20 protein-coding genes are annotated in these 23,354 nt (G+C 59.8%); 17 read left to right on the top strand and 3 right to left on the bottom strand.

Annotated elements, in window-relative coordinates; genetic code table 11:
* The first annotated feature begins 22 nt into the window (after positions 1 to 22).
* The 3 genes from rpoA to bfr all read left to right on the top strand — a co-directional run bounded on the left by rpoA (position 23) and on the right by bfr (position 2,078).
* Entirely contained in the window at positions 23 to 1,024 is a 1,002-nt protein-coding gene (gene rpoA / locus DBR00_RS09750) for a DNA-directed RNA polymerase subunit alpha (protein WP_090255780.1), read from the top strand.
* Positions 1,025 to 1,066: 42 nt separating this feature from the next.
* Positions 1,067 to 1,453, top strand: coding sequence for a 50S ribosomal protein L17 (rplQ, locus tag DBR00_RS09745; RefSeq protein ID WP_069519894.1), 387 nt, complete (start codon positions 1,067 to 1,069; stop codon positions 1,451 to 1,453).
* Positions 1,454 to 1,613: 160 nt separating this feature from the next.
* Positions 1,614 to 2,078 carry a bacterioferritin gene (gene bfr / locus DBR00_RS09740; protein WP_108487738.1) on the top strand — a complete coding sequence of 155 codons (465 nt, stop codon included), beginning with the start codon at positions 1,614 to 1,616 and terminating at the stop codon, positions 2,076 to 2,078.
* A 57-nt stretch (positions 2,079 to 2,135) separates the two neighbouring features.
* Here the strand turns inward: bfr and uvrA are convergent, their stop codons facing one another.
* The gene (gene uvrA / locus DBR00_RS09735) at positions 2,136 to 4,970 is read right to left on the bottom strand and encodes an excinuclease ABC subunit UvrA (protein ID WP_108487768.1); all 2,835 of its coding nucleotides are present in this window, start codon (positions 4,968 to 4,970) and stop codon (positions 2,136 to 2,138) included.
* Between the two features lie 135 nt (positions 4,971 to 5,105).
* On the opposite strand from uvrA, the gene DBR00_RS09730 reads away from it, so the two are divergent.
* The 5 genes from DBR00_RS09730 (at position 5,106) to DBR00_RS09710 (ending at position 11,753) form a co-directional block, all read left to right on the top strand.
* A complete protein-coding gene (locus tag DBR00_RS09730; RefSeq protein ID WP_108487740.1) occupies positions 5,106 to 6,494 on the top strand; it encodes an MFS transporter in 1,389 nt (462 codons plus the stop codon).
* Between the two features lie 17 nt (positions 6,495 to 6,511).
* Positions 6,512 to 7,003, top strand: a complete 492-nt coding sequence (locus DBR00_RS09725; protein ID WP_108487742.1) for a single-stranded DNA-binding protein — start codon at positions 6,512 to 6,514, stop codon at positions 7,001 to 7,003.
* A gap of 432 nt (positions 7,004 to 7,435) precedes the next feature.
* Entirely contained in the window at positions 7,436 to 8,863 is a 1,428-nt protein-coding gene (locus DBR00_RS09720; RefSeq protein WP_108487745.1) for a mechanosensitive ion channel family protein, read from the top strand.
* Between the two features lie 301 nt (positions 8,864 to 9,164).
* Positions 9,165 to 10,115 carry a GlxA family transcriptional regulator gene (locus tag DBR00_RS09715; protein WP_108487769.1) on the top strand — a complete coding sequence of 317 codons (951 nt, stop codon included), beginning with the start codon at positions 9,165 to 9,167 and terminating at the stop codon, positions 10,113 to 10,115.
* Positions 10,116 to 10,268: 153 nt separating this feature from the next.
* Positions 10,269 to 11,753 (top strand): winged helix-turn-helix domain-containing protein, encoded by a 1,485-nt coding sequence (locus tag DBR00_RS09710; RefSeq protein WP_108487747.1) that lies wholly within the window; start codon positions 10,269 to 10,271, stop codon positions 11,751 to 11,753.
* Between the two features lie 269 nt (positions 11,754 to 12,022).
* Here the strand turns inward: DBR00_RS09710 and DBR00_RS09705 are convergent, their stop codons facing one another.
* Positions 12,023 to 13,714 carry a winged helix-turn-helix domain-containing protein gene (locus DBR00_RS09705; RefSeq protein ID WP_108487749.1) on the bottom strand — a complete coding sequence of 564 codons (1,692 nt, stop codon included), beginning with the start codon at positions 13,712 to 13,714 and terminating at the stop codon, positions 12,023 to 12,025.
* A 353-nt stretch (positions 13,715 to 14,067) separates the two neighbouring features.
* Between DBR00_RS09705 and DBR00_RS09700 the strand changes: the two genes are divergently transcribed.
* The 7 genes from DBR00_RS09700 to DBR00_RS09670 all read left to right on the top strand — a co-directional run bounded on the left by DBR00_RS09700 (position 14,068) and on the right by DBR00_RS09670 (position 21,350).
* Positions 14,068 to 14,607: an antibiotic biosynthesis monooxygenase gene (locus tag DBR00_RS09700; protein WP_177479945.1), complete on the top strand. Its 540-nt coding sequence runs from the start codon at positions 14,068 to 14,070 to the stop codon at positions 14,605 to 14,607.
* 154 nt (positions 14,608 to 14,761) lie between these two features.
* Positions 14,762 to 16,600: an amidohydrolase gene (locus DBR00_RS09695; protein WP_177479943.1), complete on the top strand. Its 1,839-nt coding sequence runs from the start codon at positions 14,762 to 14,764 to the stop codon at positions 16,598 to 16,600.
* Between the two features lies 1 nt (position 16,601).
* Positions 16,602 to 18,191 carry an MFS transporter gene (locus tag DBR00_RS09690; RefSeq protein WP_108487753.1) on the top strand — a complete coding sequence of 530 codons (1,590 nt, stop codon included), beginning with the start codon at positions 16,602 to 16,604 and terminating at the stop codon, positions 18,189 to 18,191.
* An 88-nt stretch (positions 18,192 to 18,279) separates the two neighbouring features.
* Positions 18,280 to 18,906 (top strand): isochorismate family cysteine hydrolase YcaC, encoded by a 627-nt coding sequence (gene ycaC / locus DBR00_RS09685; RefSeq protein ID WP_108487755.1) that lies wholly within the window; start codon positions 18,280 to 18,282, stop codon positions 18,904 to 18,906.
* A gap of 132 nt (positions 18,907 to 19,038) precedes the next feature.
* Complete coding sequence (locus DBR00_RS09680; RefSeq protein WP_108487756.1) at positions 19,039 to 19,272, top strand: hypothetical protein; 234 nt, start codon at positions 19,039 to 19,041, stop codon at positions 19,270 to 19,272.
* A 265-nt stretch (positions 19,273 to 19,537) separates the two neighbouring features.
* Positions 19,538 to 20,422 (top strand): sugar nucleotide-binding protein, encoded by an 885-nt coding sequence (locus DBR00_RS09675; RefSeq protein WP_108487758.1) that lies wholly within the window; start codon positions 19,538 to 19,540, stop codon positions 20,420 to 20,422.
* Positions 20,415 to 21,350: an NAD-dependent epimerase/dehydratase family protein gene (locus tag DBR00_RS09670; protein WP_108487760.1), complete on the top strand. Its 936-nt coding sequence runs from the start codon at positions 20,415 to 20,417 to the stop codon at positions 21,348 to 21,350. Before DBR00_RS09675 ends, DBR00_RS09670 begins: the two co-directional genes overlap by 8 nt.
* Before the next feature lie 55 nt (positions 21,351 to 21,405).
* Here the strand turns inward: DBR00_RS09670 and DBR00_RS09665 are convergent, their stop codons facing one another.
* Positions 21,406 to 22,089 carry an OmpW family protein gene (locus DBR00_RS09665; RefSeq protein WP_108487762.1) on the bottom strand — a complete coding sequence of 228 codons (684 nt, stop codon included), beginning with the start codon at positions 22,087 to 22,089 and terminating at the stop codon, positions 21,406 to 21,408.
* Positions 22,090 to 22,259: 170 nt separating this feature from the next.
* Between DBR00_RS09665 and DBR00_RS09660 the strand changes: the two genes are divergently transcribed.
* Both DBR00_RS09660 and DBR00_RS09655 read left to right on the top strand, forming a co-directional pair.
* Positions 22,260 to 22,631 (top strand): DUF2946 domain-containing protein, encoded by a 372-nt coding sequence (locus DBR00_RS09660; RefSeq protein ID WP_108487764.1) that lies wholly within the window; start codon positions 22,260 to 22,262, stop codon positions 22,629 to 22,631.
* 194 nt (positions 22,632 to 22,825) lie between these two features.
* Positions 22,826 to 23,354, top strand: a 529-nt coding sequence (locus DBR00_RS09655; RefSeq protein WP_256582961.1) for a DUF3450 domain-containing protein, incomplete at its 3' end; no start/stop codon positions are given.

Here is a 23,354-nt window from a genome sequence, read left to right as displayed (position 1 = left end):
GGGCTAGAAAATAGGTGCATCCATGCAGATTTCGGTAAATGAGTTCCTGACCCCCCGTCACATTGATGTGCAGGTGGTCAGTTCGACCCGCGCCAAGATCACTCTCGAGCCTCTCGAGCGTGGTTTCGGCCATACCCTGGGCAACGCGCTGCGTCGCATCTTGTTGTCCTCCATGCCTGGCTGTGCAGTAGTCGAGGCCGAGATTGACGGTGTACTCCATGAGTACTCCGCCATCGAAGGTGTTCAGGAAGACGTCATAGAAATCCTGCTCAACCTGAAAGGTCTGGCTGTCAAACTGCACGGTCGTGACGAAGTGACTCTGACTCTGGCGAAGAAGGGCTCGGGCGTAGTTACCGCTGCCGATATTCAGCTGGATCACGATGTCGAAATCGTCAATGGCGACCACGTAATCGCCAACCTGGCTTCCACTGGCGCGCTGAACATGAAGCTCACCATAGCTCGTGGTCGCGGCTATGAGCCGGCTGACGCTCGTCAGAGCGATGAAGATGAAAGCCGCAGCATTGGTCGCTTGCAGCTGGATGCTTCGTTTAGTCCGGTACGCCGTGTGTCGTATGTGGTGGAAAACGCTCGTGTTGAGCAGCGTACCAACCTGGACAAACTGGTTATCGACCTGGAGACCAACGGTACTCTGGATCCTGAAGAGGCTATTCGCCGCGCTGCAACTATTCTGCAACAGCAGTTGGCTGCGTTCGTCGACCTCAAAGGTGACAGTGAGCCCGTTGTTATCGAGCAGGAAGATGAGATCGATCCGATTCTCCTCCGTCCGGTTGATGACCTGGAACTGACTGTGCGTTCGGCTAACTGCCTCAAGGCAGAGAACATTTACTACATCGGTGATCTGATTCAGCGCACCGAAGTAGAACTGTTGAAAACCCCGAACCTGGGCAAGAAATCCTTGACTGAAATCAAGGATGTTCTGGCCTCTCGCGGTCTGTCCCTCGGTATGCGCCTCGACAACTGGCCGCCGGCAAGTCTGAAGAAAGACGATAAGGCGACTGCCTGATCGTCATCATCACCGAACGTGAGTTTGGTAAGGAATTGAACCATGCGTCATCGTAAAAGTGGCCGTCACCTCAGCCGCACCAGCGCACACCGCAAGGCCATGTTCCAGAACATGGCGGTATCGCTGTTCGAGCATGAGCTGATCAAAACTACTCTGCCGAAAGCCAAAGAGCTGCGTCGCGTTGCCGAGCCGCTGATTACTCTGGCTAAAGAAGACAGCGTTGCCAACCGTCGTCTGGCCTTCGATCGTACCCGTTCGAAAGCCATCGTCGGCAAGCTGTTCAACGACCTGGGCAAGCGCTACGCCACCCGTCAGGGCGGTTACCTGCGTATCCTCAAGTGCGGTTTCCGCACTGGCGACAATGCTCCAATGGCTTATGTTGAGCTGGTTGACCGTCCGGTCGCTGGTGCAGCTGTAGACGCTGAGTAAGTCGTAGGTTGTATAAAAAACCGGGCCTTGCCCGGTTTTTTTATGGTTGGAATAAGTCCCGTGCTGACGTTTTCATACACCGCGGGTACGCTCGGCTTGACCCGGAGGCTGTGGGCTACCAGCATTAGTCCATGTTCGCTGCTTGCTAAGGAAAATACCCATGAAAGGCCACATAGAAGTTATCGATTACCTGAAAGTGCTGCTCAAAGGTGAGCTGGCGGCTCGTGATCAGTACTTCGTGCATTCGCGTCTGTATGAGGATTGGGGTTTCAGCAAGCTGTACGAACGGATCAACCATGAAATGGAAGAGGAAACTCAGCACGCTGATGCCATCCTCAAGCGCATTCTGTTTCTCGAGGGTACGCCGGACATGGTTCCTGACAGCTTCCGCGTCGGCCAGAGCGTGCCGGAGATGCTCAAGCTCGACCTCGCGCTGGAATATCACGTACGCGCGGCCCTGAGCAAAGGCATCGCCTTGTGCGAGCAGCATCAGGATTACCAGACCCGCGACATCTTGCTGGTGCAACTCAAGGACACCGAAGAAGATCACGCCTACTGGCTGGAGGTTCAGCTCGGCTTGATCGACAGAATTGGGCTGGAGAACTACCTGCAAATGCAGATGTAAGCATTCTGCGCACAACAAAAAGCCCCGCATGTGCGGGGCTTTTTGTTGTGCGCGGGCTTAGTCGCGATCACGTTCCAGCAGTGGTTTGAGGAAGTAGCCGGTATGCGACTGCGCCATCTCGGCGACTTCTTCAGGCGTGCCGACTGCGATGATCTGGCCGCCTTTGGAACCACCCTCAGGGCCGAGATCCACCAGCCAGTCGGCGGTTTTGATCACGTCGAGGTTGTGCTCAATCACCACCACCGTATTGCCGTGATCGCGTAGGCGGTGCAGCACGTCTAGCAGTTGCTGAATATCGGCGAAGTGAAGGCCGGTGGTCGGCTCATCGAGGATATACAGAGTCTTGCCGGTGTCGCGCTTGCTCAGCTCTCGGGATAGTTTCACCCGCTGCGCCTCGCCACCGGATAGCGTCGTCGCGCTCTGCCCTAGCTTGATATAGGACAGGCCGACATCCATCAGCGTTTGCAGCTTGCGCGCCAGGGCCGGCACGGCATCGAAGAACACTCGTGCTTCCTCGATGGTCATATCCAGCACTTCGGTGATGCTCTTGCCCTTGTACTTCACTTCCAGGGTTTCGCGGTTGTAGCGTTTGCTCTTGCACGCGTCGCACGGCACGTAGATGTCTGGCAGAAAGTGCATTTCCACCTTGATCAGGCCGTCGCCCTGGCAGGCTTCGCAGCGACCGCCCTTGACGTTGAAGCTGAAGCGCCCCGGGCCGTAACCGCGCGAGCGCGACTCCGGCACGCCGGCGAACAGTTCGCGGATCGGGGTGAACAGTCCGGTGTAGGTTGCCGGGTTGGAGCGCGGTGTTCGGCCAATCGGGCTCTGGTCGATGTCAACCACCTTGTCCAGGTGCTGCAGGCCGTCGATGCTGTCGTGGGCCGCCGCTTCCAGGGTTGTGGCACCGTTCAGTGCGGTGGCGCTGAGCGGGAACAGGGTGTTGTTGATCAGCGTTGATTTGCCCGAGCCGGACACCCCGGTGACGCAGGTGAGCAGGCCGATCGGGATTTCCAGGTCGACATTGCGCAGGTTGTTGCCGCGCGCGCCTTTGATCTTCAGCGAGGGCTTCTTGTCCCGTGGCGTGCGCATGGCCGGCACTTTGATCTTCACTCGCCCTGACAGGTATTTGCCCGTCAGCGAGTCCGGATGGGCCATGACTTCGGCGGCAGTGCCCTGGGCGACGATCTGTCCGCCGTGCACGCCGGCACCGGGGCCGATGTCGACCACGTAGTCGGCCATGCGGATGGCATCTTCGTCGTGCTCGACCACGATCACCGTATTGCCGATATCGCGCAGGTGGCGCAGGGTGCCGAGTAGGCGCTCGTTGTCGCGTTGATGCAGGCCGATGCTTGGTTCGTCGAGGATGTACATCACGCCGACCAGGCCAGCGCCGATCTGACTGGCCAGGCGAATACGTTGCGCTTCGCCGCCGGACAGGGTGTCAGCGCTGCGGTCGAGGGTGAGGTAGTCCAGGCCGACGTTGACCAGAAACTGCAGGCGCTCACGAATTTCCTTGAGGATCTTCTCGGCGATTTCTCCGCGGCGGCCGGGCAGGCTGAGGCTGCCGAAGTACTCGGTGGCATCGCCAATCGGCAGGCCGCTGACTGCTGGCAGGGTTTTCTCGCCGACCCACACGTGGCGCGCTTCACGGCGCAGGCGGGTGCCGCGGCAATCCTGGCAGGCCTGGGTGCTGAGAAACTTGGCCAGCTCCTCGCGCACGCTGGTGGATTCGGTTTCGCGGTAACGCCGCTCCAGGTTCGGCACGATGCCTTCGAAGGGGTGTGAGCGCTTGACGATGTCGCCACGGTCGTTGAGGTACTTGAAGTCGACGTTCTGCGTGCCGCTGCCGAACAGGATGCACTTCTGGTGTTCGGCGCTGAGCTCATCGAACGGCACTTCCAGGCTGAAGCCGTAATGCGCAGCGAGGGAGCCGAGCATCTGGAAGTAATAGACGTTGCGCCGGTCCCAGCCGCGGATCGCGCCTTCGGCCAGGGTCAGCTCGCCGTTGACCAGGCGCTTGGTGTCGAAAAATTGCTTAACGCCCAGGCCGTCACAGGTCGGGCAGGCGCCGGCGGGGTTGTTGAAGGAAAACAGTTTGGGTTCCAGCTCGCTGATCGAGTGGCCACACACCGGGCAGGCAAAGCGCGCGGAGAAGATGATCTCTTCGCCTTCTTCACCCTCCATGGGGGCAATCAGCGCCAGGCCATCGGCCAGCTTTAGCGCGGTTTCGAAGGATTCGGCCAGGCGCTGCTGCAGGTCGCCGCGCGCTTTGAAGCGGTCGACCACGGCATCGATGCTGTGCTTCTTCTGCTTGTCGAGTTTGGGCAGTTCGTCCAGTTCGTAAATCTTGCCGTTGACCCGCACACGGACGAAGCCCTGGGCGCGCAGCTCGTCGAAGATCGCCAGGTGCTCGCCTTTGCGCTCGCGGATCACCGGGGCCAGCAGCATCAGCTTGCTGCCTTCGGGCAATGCCAGCACCTGATCGACCATCTGGCTGACGGTCTGCGCCTCCAGCGGCAGGTCGTGGTCCGGGCAGCGCGGAATGCCGGCGCGGGCGTAGAGCAGGCGCAGGTAGTCGTAGATCTCGGTGATGGTGCCAACGGTGGAACGCGGGTTGTGCGAGGTGGATTTCTGCTCGATGGAGATCGCCGGCGACAGGCCTTCGATGGTGTCGACATCGGGCTTTTCCATCATCGACAGAAACTGTCGGGCGTAGGCCGACAGCGATTCGACGTAGCGGCGCTGACCCTCGGCGTAGAGGGTGTCGAAGGCCAGTGACGACTTGCCGGAACCGGACAGCCCGGTGATCACGATCAGCTTGTCGCGTGGCAGGGTCAGGTCGATGTTTTTCAGGTTATGGGTGCGCGCACCCCGGATCAGAATCTTGTCCACAAACAACGGCCTCCCATGGCGGGCGGAAAACCACCGAGTATACGGCTCGGGAGGCGGGCGCGGCAAAGCGTCACTGCTGTGCCGCATGGTTTGAGTGCTGCTAGAATCGCCGCCTATTTCGACAGGGCCTTTCCCATGCATGATCTGCACAACGAGCGCATGAGCGGCAGCGAAACCCGTGCGGCCGGTGGCCTGGCGCTGGTGTTCGCGTTCCGCATGCTCGGCATGTTTATGGTGCTGCCGGTGCTGGCCACCTATGGCATGGAGTTGCAGGGCAGCACGCCGGCGCTGATCGGGCTGGCGATAGGCGCCTACGGTTTGACCCAGGCGTTTCTGCAAATCCCCTTTGGCATGCTCAGTGACCGCATCGGCCGACGGCCGGTGATCTATGTCGGCTTGCTGATTTTCGCTGCGGGCAGCCTGCTGGCGGCCAATGCCGATTCGATCTGGGGCGTGATTGCCGGGCGCATTCTGCAGGGGGCTGGGGCGATTTCTGCGGCGGTGATGGCGCTGCTGTCCGATTTGACTCGTGAACAGCATCGCACCAAGGCCATGGCCATGATCGGCATGAGCATCGGCCTGTCGTTTGCCGTGGCGATGGTCGTCGGCCCGCTGCTGACCCGTGCGTTCGGTTTGTCTGGCCTGTTTCTCGCCACAGCGGCCATGGCGCTGCTGGGTATTGTCATCGTCGCTGGTCTGGTGCCGGGCTCAGCCGGACCGTTGCAGCACCGCGAGTCGGGGGTGGCCAAGCAGGCGCTATTGCCGACCTTGAAACACGCCGACCTGCTGCGTCTGGATTTCGGCATTCTGGTACTGCACGCGATTCTGATGGCCAGCTTTATCGCCTTGCCGTTGGCACTGGTTGAGCAGGGCGGGCTGGCCAAAGAAGAGCACTGGTGGGTCTACCTGACCGCGCTGTTGGTGGGCTTCTTCGGCATGGTGCCGTTTATCATTTACGGCGAGAAGAAACGCCGGATGAAGCAGGTGCTGCTTGGCGCGGTCAGTGTGCTGCTGCTCTGTGAGCTGTTCTTCTGGTGGTTCGGCACCAGCCTGCGCGCCCTGGTGCTTGGCACGGTGGTGTTCTTCACTGCATTCAACCTGTTGGAGGCCTCGTTGCCGTCGCTGATCAGCAAGGTGGCCCCAGCCGGTGGCAAGGGCACGGCAATGGGCGTGTATTCCACCAGCCAGTTCCTCGGTGCAGCCCTCGGCGGCATCTTGGGTGGCTGGCTGTACCAGCACTACAGCCTGTCGGGAGTGTTTGCCGGCTGCGCGGTGCTGGCTCTTTTTTGGCTGGCCTTTGCTGTTACTATGCGCGAACCGCCGTATGTCACCAGCCTGCGTCTGCCGCTTTCAGCTGCGGCTTTGCAAGAGGCGGGGTTGGCCGAGCGTTTGCAGGCTGTGCCCGGAGTGGCGGATGCCGTAGTGGTGCGCGACGAAGCGGCCATCTATATCAAAGTGGATACCCAACAATTGGACCGCACGTCCCTTGAGCGCCTCATCGAGCCGGCGCCGGTGGCGTGCTGAAAGCCTAGGAGAACGTTATGGCCCGTGGGGTTAACAAAGTCATTCTGGTCGGTACCTGCGGACAGGACCCGGAAACCCGCTACCTGCCGAGCGGCAACGCGGTCACCAACCTGAGCCTGGCAACCAGCGAGCAGTGGACCGACAAGCAGACCGGTCAGAAAGTCGAAAAAACCGAATGGCACCGTGTGTCGCTGTTCGGCAAAGTTGCCGAGATCGCCGGTGAATACCTGCGCAAAGGTTCGCAGGTGTACATCGAAGGCAAGTTGCAGACCCGTGAGTGGGAAAAAGACGGCGTTAAGCGTTACACCACCGAAATCATCGTCGACATGCAGGGCACCATGCAGCTGCTTGGCGGTCGTCCGGACAACGCCGGTGGTGGTGACTCGGCCCCGCGTCAACAGCGCCCTTCGCCGCAGCGTGAGCAGCAGTCAGCGCCCCGCCCGGCACCGCAACAAGCACCTCAGCCTGCCGCGGATTTCGACAGCTTTGATGACGACATTCCGTTCTAGGAAATACCTTCTATTTAAACGTAAAGTTTTACGATGGAGCCCCCGTATATCGGGGGTTTCTTGTTTTTATCAGCTCTTAAACTATTGCAGATCTGCTTGCGCTTGCCGGCGTACTCGGCGTCGGCGAAGGTCATCTGCGTCATTGGAAAACTCGGCGGGTGGTGTCCGCATGTTGCCAAAATCAGGAAGTCTTCTTCAGCGTTTCCCTCATGGTCGAACTCCGTGCCGGCAGTGGTGGTTTTGGCAGGGCACCAGCATCGTCGCTCGCGCGAAACGCCATTGCGTGATCCCGCCACTGTCTGATGCAGGTCTTCGAGCAGGACGCAGCTGTTGTGCAGCTCTAGAAGAGGATTTGCAGCACTGAGCGTTCACCTTTGCCGTCGATCCAGTCATGCTTACCCCCACCAGCTCTAACCTACCCCGGAGTGCGGCATGCTCGCGCTGATTCACCAACACCCGCTGCTGATTGCCGTCGGCCTGCTGTTCGCTGACCTCGCCTGCTGGCGCCTGTTGCCCGCGGAGGGCAAGATCTGGCGCGTACTGTTGCGCCTGGGTTTCTTCCTTGCCTATAGCCTGGTGATCATCGACGCTGGTATGAGCCCGCTGCAGCCGCCGCCTTGGACCGAGCCGGCGCTGAACATGATCGGCTCAGTGCTGGGCATCGCCTGGTGGCTGCTTTGTGCACGCACGTTGACTGTGGTTCTCGGCGTGCTGCTGATGCCGCGCAGCGGTCACGCCGGGCGCTTGCTACAAGACGTGCTGGGCGCGGTGATCTTCCTCGCCGCCCTGGTCGCGGCCGCCGCCTACATCATGCAGCTGCCGGTCAAGGGGCTGCTGGCCACCTCCGGGGTGGTCGCTATTGTCGTCGGCCTGGCGCTGCAGAGCACCCTCAGTGATGTGTTCTCCGGCATCGTACTAAACACCACTAAGCCTTACCGTCTGGATGATTGGGTGTCGATTGACGGCACCGAAGGCAAGGTGATCGAGATCGACTGGCGCGCCACCCACCTGCGCACCAGCCAGGGCGGGACGGTGGTGATCCCCAACTCAGTGGCGGCCAAGGCCAAGATCCTCAACCTCAATCGCACCATCGATATCCACCAGGTCAGCATCAGTCTCAGCGTACCGGCGCAGGTACGCCCGCGGCGGGTGCTTGACGCGCTGAACCGCACCCTGCAGGGCGTCAGCGCGCTGCTGCCGGCACCCAAGGCCAAAGTCACTGTGAAGGCCTCGGATCTGCATACGGTGGAGTACGAGATCAGCGGTTACGTCAGTGCCAAGAGCAACAAGACCGAGGTGCGTAACCTGATTTTTGACCTGGCCCACCGCCACCTGCAAGCCGCCGGCATCCTGCGCGGCAATGAGGCTCAGGACGTGGCGCACAGTCGCCAGCGCGTGCTGCTCGACGATGTGAAGATCTTCCGCTCGCTGAGCGCCGAGGAGAAGGATCTCCTGGCCGAGCAGATGCAGCCGCTGGCCGTCAGCGCTGGCCAGGTGGTGCTGGAACTGGGGGAGGTCAGCGAACAGTTGCTGGTGATCGATACCGGCGTGGTGTCCGCTGCAGTGCCTGACGGTGAGCGCTTCATCGAGGCCGGGCGCATGGGCCCAGGTGAGATTATGGGTGAGCAGGGCATCATCCACGACACACCTTCGCAGGCGCGTTTCACTGCACTAAGTTCGGGAATGCTCTATCGCCTCGACAAGCCACTGATTCAGACCTGCCTGGAGCAACGCAGCGAGGTCGGCAGCGCCCTGCACAAGCTGCAGAGCTTCCGCCAGCAGAACAGCGCTGCGCTGTTAGTGCAGAAACCGGTGGCGATCAAAAAAGGTGGTTTCCTCCGCTGGCTGCAGCGTTCCTGAGCTACCAACGCTAAACCGCAGCAGGCGTGGCCGGCGTATTTGCGGCGATAGTTGGCTGGCTGTGGCCTATTTAGGTGCGACGTCTGATCACGAAGGATCGTCGTTAGTTGTGCTTGAACCCCTTGCCTCTGCGCATCGATCGACGAACATCGGGTAAGGAAGCCGGTCGGGCTGTGCTGGGCCCGCTATCGACCCTGCGCGATCAGTGGGCGTGGATAGGCGCGGAGGTGGTCCGGACACCGTCCGGATGGCTCTAAAAACCGTGGCGATTCACTATTTCTCTTTCCGTTGGTTAGAACCCATGAAGTCTGTTGCTGTTGTATTGTTTCCGGAGTTTTTATTACTTGATGTGGCCGGCCCCATGGAGGTTTTCTCCATTGCTAATCGCTTTCTCGAGCCAAGTAATTGCTATCAGATATCCACAATAGGTTCTGACGAATTGCGAGTACGAGCCTCCAACGGAGTCGTGCTGCACGCTGATGTGGATCTTAACCAGGCATCAGGGCCCTATGACGTATTGTTGGTGCCCGGAGGGCCGAGTGCCTACAAAGAGGTTTATCCTCGGCTCGAATGCTGGTTGCGAACAGTGGCTTGTGAAGTCGGTTGCCTCGCTTCTATTTGTACCGGAGCCTTTATTCTCGGGCAGGCAGGCCTGCTAGACGGCCGTCGAGTTACCACTCATTGGAATTACACTGAACGGCTGGCCAAGCGCTATCCCCAGGCCATAGTCGAGACTGATCAGATTTTCGTCAGAGATGGCAAGTTACTGACATCGGGTGGAGTGACTACCGGCATAGACCTTGCCCTGTCCATTGTCGCTGAGGATCACGGCAAGCGATTAGCGCTGGCCGTCGCTAAGGAACTGTTGGTGGTAATGAGGCGCCAGGGCGGGCAGATGCAGTTCAGCCCGTTGGTTGCATCGGTGGTAAAGGAAGACTCGCCCGTCAGCAGAGTCCAGAACTATGTTCTCGAGCATGTGAGCGAAGAGTTTAGTGTAGAGCGCCTGGCCAGCCTGGCCGGTATGAGTACACGGCACTTTGCGCGGGTATTTAATCGCGAGGTAAAGATGACGCCTATGGAGTTTGTCCAGGGCGCCCGCATCGATTGCGCGAGGGGACTGCTAGAAACCAGCGGCCTGCCGTTGAAAACGGTGGCCTACCGGAGTGGCTTCGGCAGTGTTCGGCATATGCGCCACTTGTTTGGTGAAAGACTGGGACTGACGCCGAGCCAGTATCGACGGCAGTTCGGTTAGGCCCTCTGGGTCCGTATTGGACACCTGATTGGCTGTTTTGGTCCGCTTTTAGGTCTTTCCTGCGCGCGGTTGTCTGGGACGATAACCCTGAACCCTCAACAAGGAGTGGCGCTCGGTGCCGGGTGGGGCCGGTGGTCGCAGCGCTGTGTGTGCATGAACATTCTCAGAAGCAGTCAAGCCGAAGAAATACTGCATTTCGGTTCGTTCAGCTTTTACGTGCAGCGCCGGCTGGTGTTGAACGGTGGCCGACCGTTGCGTGTTGGTAGCAAGGCGTTGGAGATATTGCGTATATTGCTGCTTAACGCCGGAGAGGTGGTGAGCAAAGAGGCCATTATTGCTCATGTATGGCCTGCCACCGTGGTCGAAGAGATCAACCTGCGCGTGCATATCGCAGCCTTACGCCGAGCACTCGGCGATGGGCTGGATGGCAAACGCTACATCGTCAATGTGCCCCTGCGTGGCTATACCTTCGTGGCCGCTGTCCAGCTGCACGGCGCTGCAGCTGACGACCCTCCCTCTATGGTTGAAGATCCTCGTTCAACGCTGCCCGTTAGGCTCTCCCAGATAACAGGCCGCGATGCGGTTGTGGATGTGCTGGTTCGGCAACTTCCGGATCAACGCCTTATCACGCTGGTCGCCGCAGGTGGCATGGGTAAGACGGTGGTGGCCTTGCGTGCAGCAGAATTGCTGGTGGGGTGCTACGAAGACGGTGTGGTCTTTATCGATATCGCGGCGTTGGACGACCCCGCGTTGGTTGCGCCTCAGGTTGCCGCAGTTCTCAACCTGAGCATCTCCGAGCGAGAGCCCGTCGATTGTATCGGCGACTACCTGCGGCCGCGGCGCATACTGTTGCTATTGGATAATTGCGAGCACCTGATCGGTGCTTGCGCTGCGTTGGTCGAGCGCTTGCTCAAGGTGGCTCCGCGCCTGTCGATTCTGGCAACCAGTCGCGAACCGCTACTGGCTGAGGGGGAGTGCGTGCGGCGGCTGATGCCGCTGACTGTTCCCGCGCAGTCGGCCCACCTGAGCGCCGCAGACGCTTTGACCTATTCGGCGTTACAACTGTTCGTCAGCTGTGTGGTCGCCCACCAGGAACGCTTTTGTCTGCGTGATCAGGACGTGCCTCTGGTTGTGGCTATCTGTCGGCGTCTGAATGGTTCCCCCCTGGCCATCGAGTTAGCGGCCACGCGCGTCGCGGGCTTTGGTCTGGAGGGCTTGCATGCACAGTTGCAAAGCGAGTTTTTACTGTCAATGCAGGGGCGGCGGAGCGCTTTGGCTCGGCAAGAGTCGCTGCGGGCGTCGCTGGACTGGAGCTATGTGTTGTTGACACCCGGCGAGCAATTAGTGCTGCAACGGCTTGCGCTGCTTAAGGTGGCCGTCACGTTGGATCAGGCCATCAAGGTGATTGCCTGCAAAACGTTGGGCCGCGCAGATATCTTCGATGCAGTTTTTCAGTTAGTGGCCAAGTCATTGCTGTTGGCTGACATGGTTGATGAAGTGGTGTACTACCGATTGTTCAATTGCACCCGTGCCTATGCCCTGGGAAAGCTCCAGGAAAGCGATGAATTCCACGTTGTCCGCGAGCGGTATGCGCGTTACCTCGATATGCGCCGGGTCAAGCCGAACCGAGTTACTTGACGCGTGCAGTCGGCGGAGACACTCGCCATGCAGCTGCTTGAGTCAGCACATGGTCAGACGCAAGTTGGGTGAGTCGCCGCACTCGCTAACGCGTGCGTAAACCCCGGCCCGCGTGTGTAGGCACCTCATGCCGGTTAAGCAGGAACGAGACGGCAAATTTTTGAAGTGCGGGGTCTTTCCCAGGCACTCGATGAAGGTCGCCTTATGTGTGGTGCTAGGCGTTACCTTGGGCCAGCCTGAGTGTTAACTCGAGTGTCAGCTGGCGCTGCCTAGACGTGCAGGACTGCCAGGGCCTTGTCCATATAGCGTTCATGCTCTTTCAGCAGGGAGAGCTCTTGCCAGAACGTCGTCGATGCAATGGTCAGGCGTACCGCCAGGACACACGCCGCAGCTGCCGAAAAGCTCCAGTTGAGAGCGCTGCGTATGTCTTCCAACTCATGCGCATAACGATCCAGCCAGAGCTGGCGCGGTATTTTTCCTCGCTCGCGCTGGGCCTGGGTCAGTAAGGTAAAACAGTTTTCCGCGTGGCGTTGCTGAATGATCGCGCGCTCACCCAGGTCGCATAATTTTTCCTGGGCATAAGAGCGGGTGATCTCCAGCAGGCGGTAATAGGCCCGGTCCTCGATGATCTGCACTTGCACCAGCGACTTGGCCACCAACTGATCTATAGACAAGGGTACCTGGTCCGCTGCGATGTCGTTGGTCGCGATCACGGCAATGGCCGACTCGAGGGTAAAGTGCCCGCGAAACACGCTGAGGCGGCGGAGGCAGGTTTGATCCTGTGGTGCTAGCCGATCGTGACTCCAGTCCAGGGTTGAGCACAGGGTTTTCTGCCGTGGCAGTGAGGTTCTGCGCCCCGGTGGGAGTAAGCGGAAATCGGCGGTGAGTAGCGCCAGCACGCCGCACACGCCGAGGTTGCCAATCTGTGCCGCGGCCAGTTCGATCGCCAGGGGAATGCCGTCCAGGCGGCGACACAGCTCGCTGGCAAGCGGCAGTTCATTTTCGGTGAGCTCGAAGTCGCCCTGGTTGGCCCTGGCCCGTGCTACGAGTAACTGCAGGGCGGTGCTGCGCAACGTCTGCGCCTTATTCTCGGCAGCGCCTGGCGTGGGGCATTCCAGGGGCTCTACTCGCCGGACATATTCGCCCTCGATACGCAAGGCTTCTCGACTGGTCGCCAGGATGTGCAGGTGCGGTGAGGCTCTCAGCAAGGTTTCGGCTAGGCGGGCAATGACATCGATCAGGTGTTCGCAGTTATCCAGCACCAGCAGTACTGTTTGGGCGGCCAGGAAGTTTGCCAGGTCGTCGAGCGGCTCATCGCCGGTGCGGGGTAGCTTGAGGGTAGCGGCCAATTTCGCCGCCACCGCCGCAGGTTCGCTGAGCGCTGCCAAGTCGAGCAGATAAACGCCCTGTGGGTAGTGCTCCCGCAGCAGTTCGGCTGCATGCAGGGCGACTGTGGTCTTGCCGATTCCGCCCGGCCCCACGAGCGTCACCAGGCGCTTTTTGCGAACCAGCGTGACCACTGCCGGCACCACCTCGGTGCGGCCGATTATTTGACTCAGATGAGACGGTAGATTGCTGGGTGGCCTGCTCGACGACAGGTCGGCGAGGTCGTTAGCAGATACCTGCCACGAGAGTGGGGCAACCAGGCTGTAGCCGCGCTGCGGCACGTTGATGATGTAGCGCTGGCCTGCCTGGCCATCTCCCAGGACCTTGCGCAAGGCGGCCACATGCACGCGCAGGTTGATTTCGTCAACCACGCTGTCAGGCCAGACCCGGGCCATCAGTTGATCCTTGCCGACTACTGTGCCGGCGTTCTCCAGCAGTATTAACAGGATCTCCAGCGCACGGCTGCCCAGGCGCAATGGCTGCTCTGCTTCAAGTATCAGGCGCCGGTGTGGGTAGATTCGGTAGGGCCCCAGCGTGATCACGTGTTCGCGTGTAATGGTCGATGGTTGACTCATGCCCTTTCCTACATCGGTCTCGGTGTTGAGCTGAGGGTATGCCTGGGCTGCGCACTACTACCCGACATGTTGTTCAGACTTTCCGTAAATTCAAATTTGCACAATAAATAACACATATAAATCAGTTGGATAGGTGAATTTTTGAAGTCGTTAAAAACACCGCTGTAGGCGTCGTGACGACGATTAACAACCCTTAACTCGCGCCCTTTCCAGCGACCGCTGACAATGGGGCTAAGCAAGCGCTGGTCGTTTTTCCAGCAGCAGTCAGCTCGTCGTATTTAGCCATGCTGGCCTTGGAACGCCTGTAGCTGTGCCGTTGGCAGCGCGGCTGCAATTTTCTTTAGGGAGAGGTTATGGATGAGCTCGAAGTCGTGACGCTGATTGTGCGCCACCGGGTCAAGGTGGGACAGGAAGCCGCCTACGAAAAATGGCTGCGCCGGACCACTCAGATTGCCAGCACTTACCCTGGGCACCTGGGCGTTAATGTCATGCGCGATGTCGGGCAGTTCGTCTGTGTGCTGCGCTTCGCTGGGACTGGCGAGTTGCAATGCTGGCTGGACTCCAGTGCGCGGAGGTCACTGATCGACGAGGTAAGGCCTTTACTCGCCGACGGTGATCAAACGCAGGTCGAGGCCGGGCGTGAATTCTGGTTCACCCCAAGCCCCGTGGCGGGGCCGGCGCGCTGGAAGCAGGTCTGCATCACCTTTCTGGTGATCTTGCCGCTGAGCTTGTTGGTGCCTCCGCTCTGGCAGCCATTATTTGCCCGCCTCCCTTGGTTGGGCGGCTATTTCACCAGCAACGCGCTGATCACCTTGAGCATTGTTCTACTGGTCGTTTACCTGTTTATGCCCAGGGTGACAGCGTTTTTTGCCACCTGGCTGAACCCGCGTTAAGGGAGAGACGTGCATGAGTAATGATGAAACAGACCGCGCCCGCCGCAGGTTCCTCGCCAGCAGCTCTGTTATTGGCGCGGCGGGTGCTCTTTGGTCCGCATTGCCGTTTGCAGCGGCCGCCGGCCTCTCACCTTCAAACCCCAAAGGGAGCACCATGAGCGCCGATTTGATCCTCTTTAATGGATGTCTGCACACCGTCGACCGTGACCGCCCCAATGCCACTGCTGTGGCGATCAAGGATGGACGCTTTATCGTTGTGGGCAGCGACGCCGAAGCCATGGCCCTGCGCGGCAGTGAAACCCGTGTGGTTGATCTGCAGCGGCGCACTGTGGTGCCCGGGCTAAACGACTCCCACCTGCACCTGATCAGGGGTGGCCTCAACTACAACCTGGAGCTGCGTTGGGAAGGCGTGCCATCGCTGGCAGATGCACTGCGCATGCTCAAGCAGCAGGCCGAGCGCACACCCGCGCCACAATGGGTACGGGTAGTGGGCGGCTGGAATGAATTCCAGTTTGCCGAGAAGCGCCTGCCGACTCTCGATGAGCTTAACCAGGCCGCTCCGGACACGCCGGTGTTCGTGCTCCACCTATACGACCGCGCGCTGCTTAACCGGGCGGCGTTGCGGGTGGTCGGCTATGACCGTAATACGCCCAACCCGCCGGGTGGCGAAATCCAGCGCGACGCCAAGGGTGAGCCCACGGGCATGCTGGTGGCCAAGCCAAACGCGATGATCCTCTATTCGACGCTGGCCAAGGGGCCAAAGCTGCCGCTGGAATACCAGGTCAACTCTACCCGGCAGTTCATGCGTGAGCTCAACCGTCTTGGCGTGACCAGCGCCATCGACGCTGGTGGCGGCTTCCAGAACTATCCGGATGACTATGCGGTGATCGAAGAGTTGGCCAAGGCCGATCAACTCACTGTGCGCATCGCCTACAACCTCTTTACCCAGCGGCCCAAAGAAGAGCTGGCTGACTTCAAGAACTGGACCGGCTCGGTCAAGCTGCACCAGGGTGACGACTTCCTCCGCCATAACGGTGCGGGCGAGATGCTGGTGTTCTCTGCCGCCGACTTCGAGGACTTCGTCGAGCCGCGTCCTGAGTTAGCTGCAAGCATGGAGGGCGATTTGGAGCCTGTGGTGCGCCACCTAGTCGAGCATCGCTGGCCATTCCGCCTGCACGCGACCTATGACGAATCCATCTCGCGCATGCTCGATGTGTTCGAGAAGGTCAATCGCGACATCCCCTTCGATGGCCTGCCGTGGTTCTTTGATCACGCCGAAACCATCACGCCGAAAAACATTGAGCGGGTTCGTGCGCTGGGCGGCGGCATCGCGATCCAGGATCGGATGGCATTCCAGGGTGAGTATTTCGTTGATCGCTACGGGAAACAGGCGGCCGAGCAGACCCCGCCTATCCAGCGCATGCTCGCCGAGGGGGTTCCTGTTGGTGCGGGTACCGACGCCACCCGCGTGTCCAGTTACAACCCCTGGACCTCGTTGTACTGGTTGGTTAGCGGACGCACCGTAGGCGGTCTTGAGCTGTACCCGCAGGGCCTGCCCCGTGAAACCGCATTGCAACTATTTACCCACGGCAGCGCCTGGTTCTCCTCCGAGCAAGGTAAGAAAGGGCAGATCAAGGTGGGACAGCTGGCTGATCTAACGGCGCTGTCGGCGGATTTCTTCAGCGTCGAAGACGAGGCAATCAAATGGATCGAGTCGGTTCTGACCATCGTCAATGGCAAGGTGGTGTATGGCGCCGAGGAATTCGGCACGCTCTCGCCGCCAACGCTGCCGGTGATGCCTGACTGGTCTCCAGTGGTCAACGTTCCGGGGCATTGGCGGCCGTCCGCACCATTGGTTGCCCAGGTGCATCAGTGCGTAGGGGCCTGTGCCGTGCATGCACACAGCCATGAGCGGGCACGCCTGTCTAGAGTGCCAATCAGCGACTTCCAGGGGTTCTGGGGCGCGTTTGGTTGTTCCTGCTTTGCCTTCTGATATGAACAGCGCACCGAGTGCTTCAGCCTGGAGTCCGCTGAAATACACGACGTTTCGTTGGCTGTGGCTGGCCAGCATCGCCTCGAACATCGGAACCTGGATGCACGAGGTGGGTGCAGGCTGGCTGATGACTTCGCTGTCTGCCAGTCCGATGCATGTTGCGCTGGTTCAGGTCGCCGGTTCCGCGCCGATGTTTTTCCTTGCCTTACCGGCAGGGGCCTTGGCCGATATTGTCGACCGTCGCCGCTACCTCTTATGGGTTCAGGTGTGGACGGCTACCGTGGCGATGACGTTGGCCTTACTCACGCTGAGCGAGCAGATAACGGTCAGCCTATTGTTGTTGCTGACACTCGGTATGGGTGTAGGCACCGCGCTGATGATGCCGGCGTGGTCGGCCGTGACGTCCGAGTTGGTCGAGAAGGCCGACCTGCCGGCGGCCATCGCCCTCTCCAGTGTCGGAGTCAATGTCGCGCGGGCCATTGGTCCGGCTATTGCCGGTGTGCTGGTCAGCCTGAGCGGCCCCTGGGCAACCTTTGCGCTCAATGCGTTGTCGTTCTTTGCGGTGATCGCGGTGCTGTTGTTCTGGCGGCGCGAGGTCGCTTCGGCGGTATTGCCGGCAGAACGGCTGTTTGGCGCGATCCGTGTTGGCTGGCGCTATAGCCGCAGCTCTAGGCCGCTGCAGGCGGTGATGGTGCGCGCTGCGGCGTTCTTTATTGGTGCCAGTGGCGGCATGTCGCTGCTCCCCCTGATCGTCAGAAGCGAGTTGCGGGGCAGCGCTGCAGATTTCGGCCTGTTGCTCGGCTGTGTGGGCGTTGGCGCGGTCGCCGGTGCCCTAGTGCTGCCGCGCGTACGGCCCCTGCTCCGTCTGGATTGGCTCGTGGCGCTGGCCAGCTTTGTATACGCGTTGGTGATCCTCGCGCTGGCGTTCGTTCGCGATCTGTATGCACTGATCCCGGTAATGCTGCTCAGCGGCGCGGCTTGGATCGCCGTGCTGTCCAGCTTGCAAGTGGCGGCGCAAACCTCGGTGCCGGCCTGGGTGCGCGCGCGTGCGCTGTCGATCTACATTCTGGTGTTTTTCGGCAGCATGGCGGGCGGCGGAGTGCTCTGGGGCTTCGTCGCCAGCCATAGCTCGATTCCGCTTGCCCTGTGTGCGGCCGCCTTGGCCTTGCTGCTCGGCATCCCCGCGATGGCACGCTTCAAGTTGCCGGTGACCGATGCTGAAGACCTCGCACCGTCTTTGCACTGGCCCGTGCCGATGCTGGTTGATGAGCACGCGCATGATCGCGGGCCGGTGATGGTCACGCTCGAATATGACATCGCCGCTGAGCACTGGCCGGCATTTCAGGTGGCGATGGTCGATGTGCGGCGCATGCGTCAACGCAATGGCTCGTTCTCCTGGGGGCTGGTGCAGGACACGGAAAACCCGCAGCGCTGGTTTGAATTCTTCTTCGACGAGTCCTGGCTTGAGCACCTGCGCCACCATAGCCGGGTCACCCGCGCCGAGCAGCGTATAGAGGCACTGGCCAGGCAGTTCCAAACCGCAGGTATCGCGATTCAGATCCGCCACTTGCTGTCCCCGCAGGCTGGCTGATTCAGATTTCACTCGTCATTACGAGCGAAACAATACGCTGGCGTGGACCGCCAGTAGCAGCACCATCTCACCTTCAAAGGAGTTAACTATGAGCACCGTAACCCCCTTCAAGCGCCTCGATAAAAATGATGCGGTAGTCCTGTTGGTTGACCATCAGACGGGGCTGATCTCCCTGGTTCAAGACTTTTCGCCGAACGAGTTCAAGAACAACGTACTGGCATTGGCTGACCTGGCCAAGTACTTCGAGCTGCCAACCATCCTTACCACCAGCTTCGAGCAGGGCCCCAATGGTCCAATCGTTCCCGAACTTAAGGCGATGTTCCCGGATGCGCCGTACATCGCACGCCCTGGGCAGATCAATGCCTGGGACAACGAAAGTTTTGTTGCAGCGATCAAGGCCACTGGGCGTAAGCAGCTGATCATCGCTGGCGTCGTGACCGACGTTTGTGTGGCATTCCCAACCTTATCGGCCCTGGCTGAAGGCTTCGACGTGTTCGTGGTCACTGATGCTTCAGGCACCTTCAATACCACCGTGCAGCAAGCAGCCTGGAGTCGGATGAGTGCCGCTGGTGCGCAAATGATGAACTGGTTTGCTGTTGCCTGTGAGCTGCAAGGCGACTGGCGCAATGACATTGAAGGCCTGGGTAATTTGCTGTCCGAGCACATTCCTAACTACCGCAATCTGATGAACAGCTACTCCGCGCTGACCAAGTAACTCGGCGGCAGGCACCTATCCTCGGGTGGGGGCCTCTTGGATTGGTGCGCCACTCGATACGTAGGTAACGCGCACTGCGTATTCCCCCCCCCCAATAAGCCGGCAATGAGCACATTGCTCTTGAGCTGGTGCATGAATCGCAATGGCATGCGCAAGGTCGTCTTGTCGCTATTCCACATCGTCGAAGTGCTGATGCGCGAGCGCAACCTGACCGGTGCAGCGGAGATACTTTTCCTCGTCCGTCCGGCAAGCGGCCATGTTGAATCGCTCTGGATTTGCTCGACATTTTCCAGGCTCAGTAAATGTCGCATTCTCAAATGCTGCATGTTTAATCTTGGCGGTCTGGGGCTTGAAGCGGTTCTCTAAAGATGGCCATGGTGTTGTTTGATACTGGCTAATCGCCGATCATGCTGCCTGAGATCGGGCGCGTGCCAGTGGTCGGAGCTAAACGGTGTAAAGTTTCTACTTAGGTTCAGAGGTGTTCTTCACCTGTTCGTTACGTTTATTTTTTATCCTCGGTAAGTTGATATGAAGGGTTTTGATTTTTATGCATTCAATTTTGCGTTCTCATCGGTTTAGGCGGTTTCGTGGGGTCCACAATCGTTCTGATCTGCTGAGTTAGCGCTCGATCATGCGTATGCGGCTGATGCTGCTGGGGGGCGGTAATGCGCTGGGGCAGGCCTTGATCCGCCTCGGTGCCGAGGAAGACATTGGCTTTCTCGCGCCGAAACCGCCGGAGTCGGGCTGGGATCCTGCCAGTCTGACCCAGTTGCTCGATGACACCCGCCCCGATGCCCTAATCAACCTTGCCTACTACTTCGACTGGTTTCAGGCCGAAGCGGTCAGCGAGGCGCAGTTTGCTGTCCAGGAACGTTCTGTCGAACGCCTTGCCGAACTCTGTCAGCATCACCAGATTCGCCTGTTGCAGCCTTCCAGCTACCGCGTCTTCGATGGTTCGCGGGCGACTGCCTACAGTGAGAAGGAAGAACCGGTGCCGCTGGGCTTGCGTGGTCGTGCGCTGTGGCGCTTCGAGCAGCGCGTGCGGGCGATCTGCCCACGGCATGTACTGCTGCGCTTCGGCTGGTTGCTGGATGACAGTGCCAATGGCTTGCTCGGACGCTTTCTAACGCGTGCCGCGCACGACGAGCCGCTGCTGTTGGCCGATGACCGCCGCGGTAATCCGACCCCAGTCGACGATGCCGCACGGGTGATTCTCGCCGTCCTCAAACAGCTTGATTGCCAGACGCCGCTGTGGGGCACCTACCACTACGGCGGGCATGAGGCGACCACTTCGCTGGCGCTGGGGCAGGCGGTGCTCAGTGAGGCGCGCAACTTCCGCAGCAACCTGGTCGATGAAGTGAGCCCGCAGGCGCACAGCGCGCGCCCGGATGCCGCTGAAGAACCGCAGCATGCCGTGCTGTCGTGCAAGAAGATTCTCCACACCTTTGGCATCAAGCCGCGTGCCTGGCGCTCGGGGTTGCCGGGCCTACTGGATCGTTATTACCGCCATGTCTGATTCTCGCCCTGTTCTGGTCACCGGCGGTGCCGGCTTTATCGGCTCGCACCTGGTCGATGCGCTACTGGCGCAGGGACATTGCGTGCGGGTACTGGATAACCTGTCGATGGGCAGGTTGGCCAATCTGCCGCTGGATAATCCGCGATTGCAGTTCATCGAGGGCGATGTCGCCGATACCGCTGCGGTCGCGCAGGCGGTTGCCGGCTGCGCTGCCGTAGCGCACCTGGCAGCGGTGGCCTCCGTACAGGCCTCGGTGGATGATCCGGCGGCGACTCATCAGAGTAATTTTGTCGGCACGTTGAATATCTGCGAGGCCATGCGCGTTCACGGCGTCAAGCGCGTGTTGTTCGCCTCCAGTGCGGCGGTGTATGGCAACAATGGTGAAGGCCTGGCGATTGATGAAACTACGCCTAAGGCGCCGCTAACGCCCTATGCGGCGGACAAGCTGGCCAGTGAGCATTACCTGGACTTTTATCGCCGCCAGCATGCTCTGGAGCCGGCGATCTTTCGTTTCTTCAACATCTTCGGCCCGCGGCAGGATCCATCTTCGCCGTATTCCGGGGTGATCAGCATCTTCACCCAGCGTGTCCAGCAGGGCTTGCCGATCAGCGTATTCGGCGATGGTGAGCAGACCCGCGACTTCTTCTACATTGACGATTTAGTTGTGCTGCTGACCCAGGCGCTGGCTGCACCGCAAGCAGTTGAGGGGGCGGTGAACGTCGGCTGGAATCAGGCGGTCAGTCTGAATCAGCTGCTGGCGCAGATCGGCGAGCTGTGCGGTGGTTTGCCGGCCGTGAGTTACCAGGCGCCGCGTGCCGGCGATATTCGTCATTCGCGGGCTGATAACCAGCGTCTGCAGGCACATTACCGATTGCCCACTGCGACGCCGATGCGCGAAGGTTTGCGCCGTCTGTTGGCGCAAGGATGAATCTGTTGATCCATAAAAAACCGGCCACAAGGGCCGGTTTTTTATGGGCGGTCGCTTAGAACTTGTAGCCCAGGCCGACCATGTAAACGAACGGGTCTACGTCCACGTCGACTTTAACCTTGTCACCGGCCAAGTAAGTTGTACCGGTGGTTTCGATGTCGATGTAACGCACCTGAGCGTTGAGCATGATGTTGTCAGTCAGCATGTAGTCCATGCCGACCTGCGCGGCCAGGCCCCAGGAGTCTTTCATGTCCAGGCCGCTGAAGCCTTTGCCTTCCGCTTCGCTGCTCAGTTTGGTGTCGAAGAACCAGGTGTAGTTGATGCCTGCACCGACATAGGGCTGGAAGGCCGAGCTGGCGTCCAGTGGGTAGTACACCAGGCTCAGGGTTGGTGGCAGGTGCTTGAGGCTGCCCAGTTTGCCGTTGAGGCCGGCAAAAGCGCCTGGCATGCCTTTTACGCCCACGTCATGGCTGAATGGGGTGGCGGCCAGCAGTTCGACGCCGAAGTGGTCGGTAACCATGTAGGCAAAGTTCAGGCCGAGCTGGGTGTCGCTGTTCAGCGTCGCGCCGCTGCCGGCAACTTTCCCCAGTACGGCATGATCGATGTTACCGCTGTCTTCCTGAGGATCAACGGTGATTGCGCCGGCACGCACGATGATGTCGCCAGTCTGGTGTGCATGTGCCAGCGGGGCGGCAATGGCCAAGGCCAGCAGTGAGGCAGTAAACAGAGATGTACGCATGATGTGCTCCCATAAAGCATCAGTTCGTATTGGCTGAGTACGATGTTAGTGCGCACAGAAATTCGGCTGTTGATCCAGCTCAATAAAGTAGCCAGCTATCAAATTAATCCAGTCATGGCTTTTATCGGGTTGTCTTGCGCTACCGTTAGCCGGGTTCTAGAGTTGCCGCCATGAATACTGCCCGCCAACCTCGCCCTTTGATTGCCTGGACGCTCTATGCCTGCGTCCTGTTCAATCTGCTTGCCTGTGGTATTGCCCATGGGCAAATGGCGGGCCTGCAGCTCAGTGGGCTGTATGCAATCGTCTGTTTGGATCAGGGCGCTGTCGGTGGTGATCTGTCGCTGGCCCCGGGGGCATTGTCCGACTCTGCAAGTTTCAGTTGCCCGCTCTGCAGTGGTGTTGCCCTTGGCATGGCATTGCTATTCGCCCTGGCGTGGGTGCCGCGTAATACGCTTCGCCTACGGCCATTTCTCTCTGCAAACCACTCGCCTCCTCGTTATCTCTGGCCCTCGGCCAATCCCCGCGCTTCACCGCAAAGCTGACGCTGCCGCCCCCATTGGGTGCTGAGTGGTCGCTGATCAGCGTTTTAACTTCTCAATCATGTGTTGTTGTCTCTGTCGCTCTACTAGGCGGTTTGCGGTCGCAGGCGCTGCGGCACTCTGCTGCGGCAATCACCGAGTTGCTTAGTATTGATAATGGTTCTCTTTATGCACGTTCTCTTAACAAGGAATGCCCCATGATCCCTCTGCCGAAGCGCCTGCTGGCAGTCGCTCTGGTTCTGGCCAGTGCGCCGCTCGCGGCGGCCCCGCTGGATGCCGCGCTGGATGAAAGTCAGCAACTGGCTACCGATGCCAAGGCCTCGCAGGCGCGCGTCGAGCAACTCGATGACGCCAGCCGGGAGATGCTTACCGAGTACCGTAACGCATTGCAGCAGGCTGAAGCGTTGCAAGGTTATAACGCTCAATTACGCGAGCTGGTGGCGGCGCAGCGCAAAGAGCTGACCGGCTATCAGCAGCAACTCGATGGCATCGAGCGCACCCAGGAGGCGGTAACGCCGCAGATGCGTCGCATGGTCGAAGTGCTGGGTGAATTTATTGCCGCTGACCTGCCGTTCCTGCCGGATGAGCGCAGTGATCGCCTGGCTCAGCTGCAGGACTTGCTGCCGCGTGCGGATGTCAGTCTGGCCGAGAAATACCGGCGCATCCTTGAGGCTTACCAAGTGGAGAGCGATTACGGCCGCACCCTGGAAGCCTGGCGCGGTGAGC

Source organism: Pseudomonas sp. HMWF032 (genome assembly GCF_003060885.1).
GTDB lineage: Bacteria > Pseudomonadota > Gammaproteobacteria > Pseudomonadales > Pseudomonadaceae > Aquipseudomonas.
Note: the sequence above shows the minus strand (reverse complement) of the source record. Positions and strands in the feature narration are given on the sequence as shown.

What these genes read in the sequence shown, in the direction of transcription:
- DBR00_RS09690 (WP_108487753.1), top strand. Translation starts at nt 16,602, where the DNA reads ATGAACAGCGCACCGAGTGCTTCAGCCTGGAGTCCGCTGAAATACACG.
- DBR00_RS09660 (WP_108487764.1), top strand. Translation starts at nt 22,260, where the DNA reads ATGAATACTGCCCGCCAACCTCGCCCTTTGATTGCCTGGACGCTCTAT.
- DBR00_RS09670 (WP_108487760.1), top strand. Translation starts at nt 20,415, where the DNA reads ATGTCTGATTCTCGCCCTGTTCTGGTCACCGGCGGTGCCGGCTTTATC.
- bfr (WP_108487738.1), top strand. Translation starts at nt 1,614, where the DNA reads ATGAAAGGCCACATAGAAGTTATCGATTACCTGAAAGTGCTGCTCAAA.
- DBR00_RS09710 (WP_108487747.1), top strand. Translation starts at nt 10,269, where the DNA reads ATGAACATTCTCAGAAGCAGTCAAGCCGAAGAAATACTGCATTTCGGT.
- DBR00_RS09675 (WP_108487758.1), top strand. Translation starts at nt 19,538, where the DNA reads ATGCGTATGCGGCTGATGCTGCTGGGGGGCGGTAATGCGCTGGGGCAG.
- DBR00_RS09680 (WP_108487756.1), top strand. Translation starts at nt 19,039, where the DNA reads ATGAATCGCAATGGCATGCGCAAGGTCGTCTTGTCGCTATTCCACATC.
- DBR00_RS09715 (WP_108487769.1), top strand. Translation starts at nt 9,165, where the DNA reads ATGAAGTCTGTTGCTGTTGTATTGTTTCCGGAGTTTTTATTACTTGAT.
- DBR00_RS09695 (WP_177479943.1), top strand. Translation starts at nt 14,762, where the DNA reads ATGAGCGCCGATTTGATCCTCTTTAATGGATGTCTGCACACCGTCGAC.
- rpoA (WP_090255780.1), top strand. Translation starts at nt 23, where the DNA reads ATGCAGATTTCGGTAAATGAGTTCCTGACCCCCCGTCACATTGATGTG.
- DBR00_RS09705 (WP_108487749.1), bottom strand. Translation starts at nt 13,714, where the DNA reads ATGAGTCAACCATCGACCATTACACGCGAACACGTGATCACGCTGGGG.
- DBR00_RS09720 (WP_108487745.1), top strand. Translation starts at nt 7,436, where the DNA reads ATGCTCGCGCTGATTCACCAACACCCGCTGCTGATTGCCGTCGGCCTG.
- rplQ (WP_069519894.1), top strand. Translation starts at nt 1,067, where the DNA reads ATGCGTCATCGTAAAAGTGGCCGTCACCTCAGCCGCACCAGCGCACAC.
- ycaC (WP_108487755.1), top strand. Translation starts at nt 18,280, where the DNA reads ATGAGCACCGTAACCCCCTTCAAGCGCCTCGATAAAAATGATGCGGTA.
- DBR00_RS09730 (WP_108487740.1), top strand. Translation starts at nt 5,106, where the DNA reads ATGCATGATCTGCACAACGAGCGCATGAGCGGCAGCGAAACCCGTGCG.
- DBR00_RS09700 (WP_177479945.1), top strand. Translation starts at nt 14,068, where the DNA reads ATGGATGAGCTCGAAGTCGTGACGCTGATTGTGCGCCACCGGGTCAAG.
- DBR00_RS09665 (WP_108487762.1), bottom strand. Translation starts at nt 22,089, where the DNA reads ATGCGTACATCTCTGTTTACTGCCTCACTGCTGGCCTTGGCCATTGCC.
- DBR00_RS09725 (WP_108487742.1), top strand. Translation starts at nt 6,512, where the DNA reads ATGGCCCGTGGGGTTAACAAAGTCATTCTGGTCGGTACCTGCGGACAG.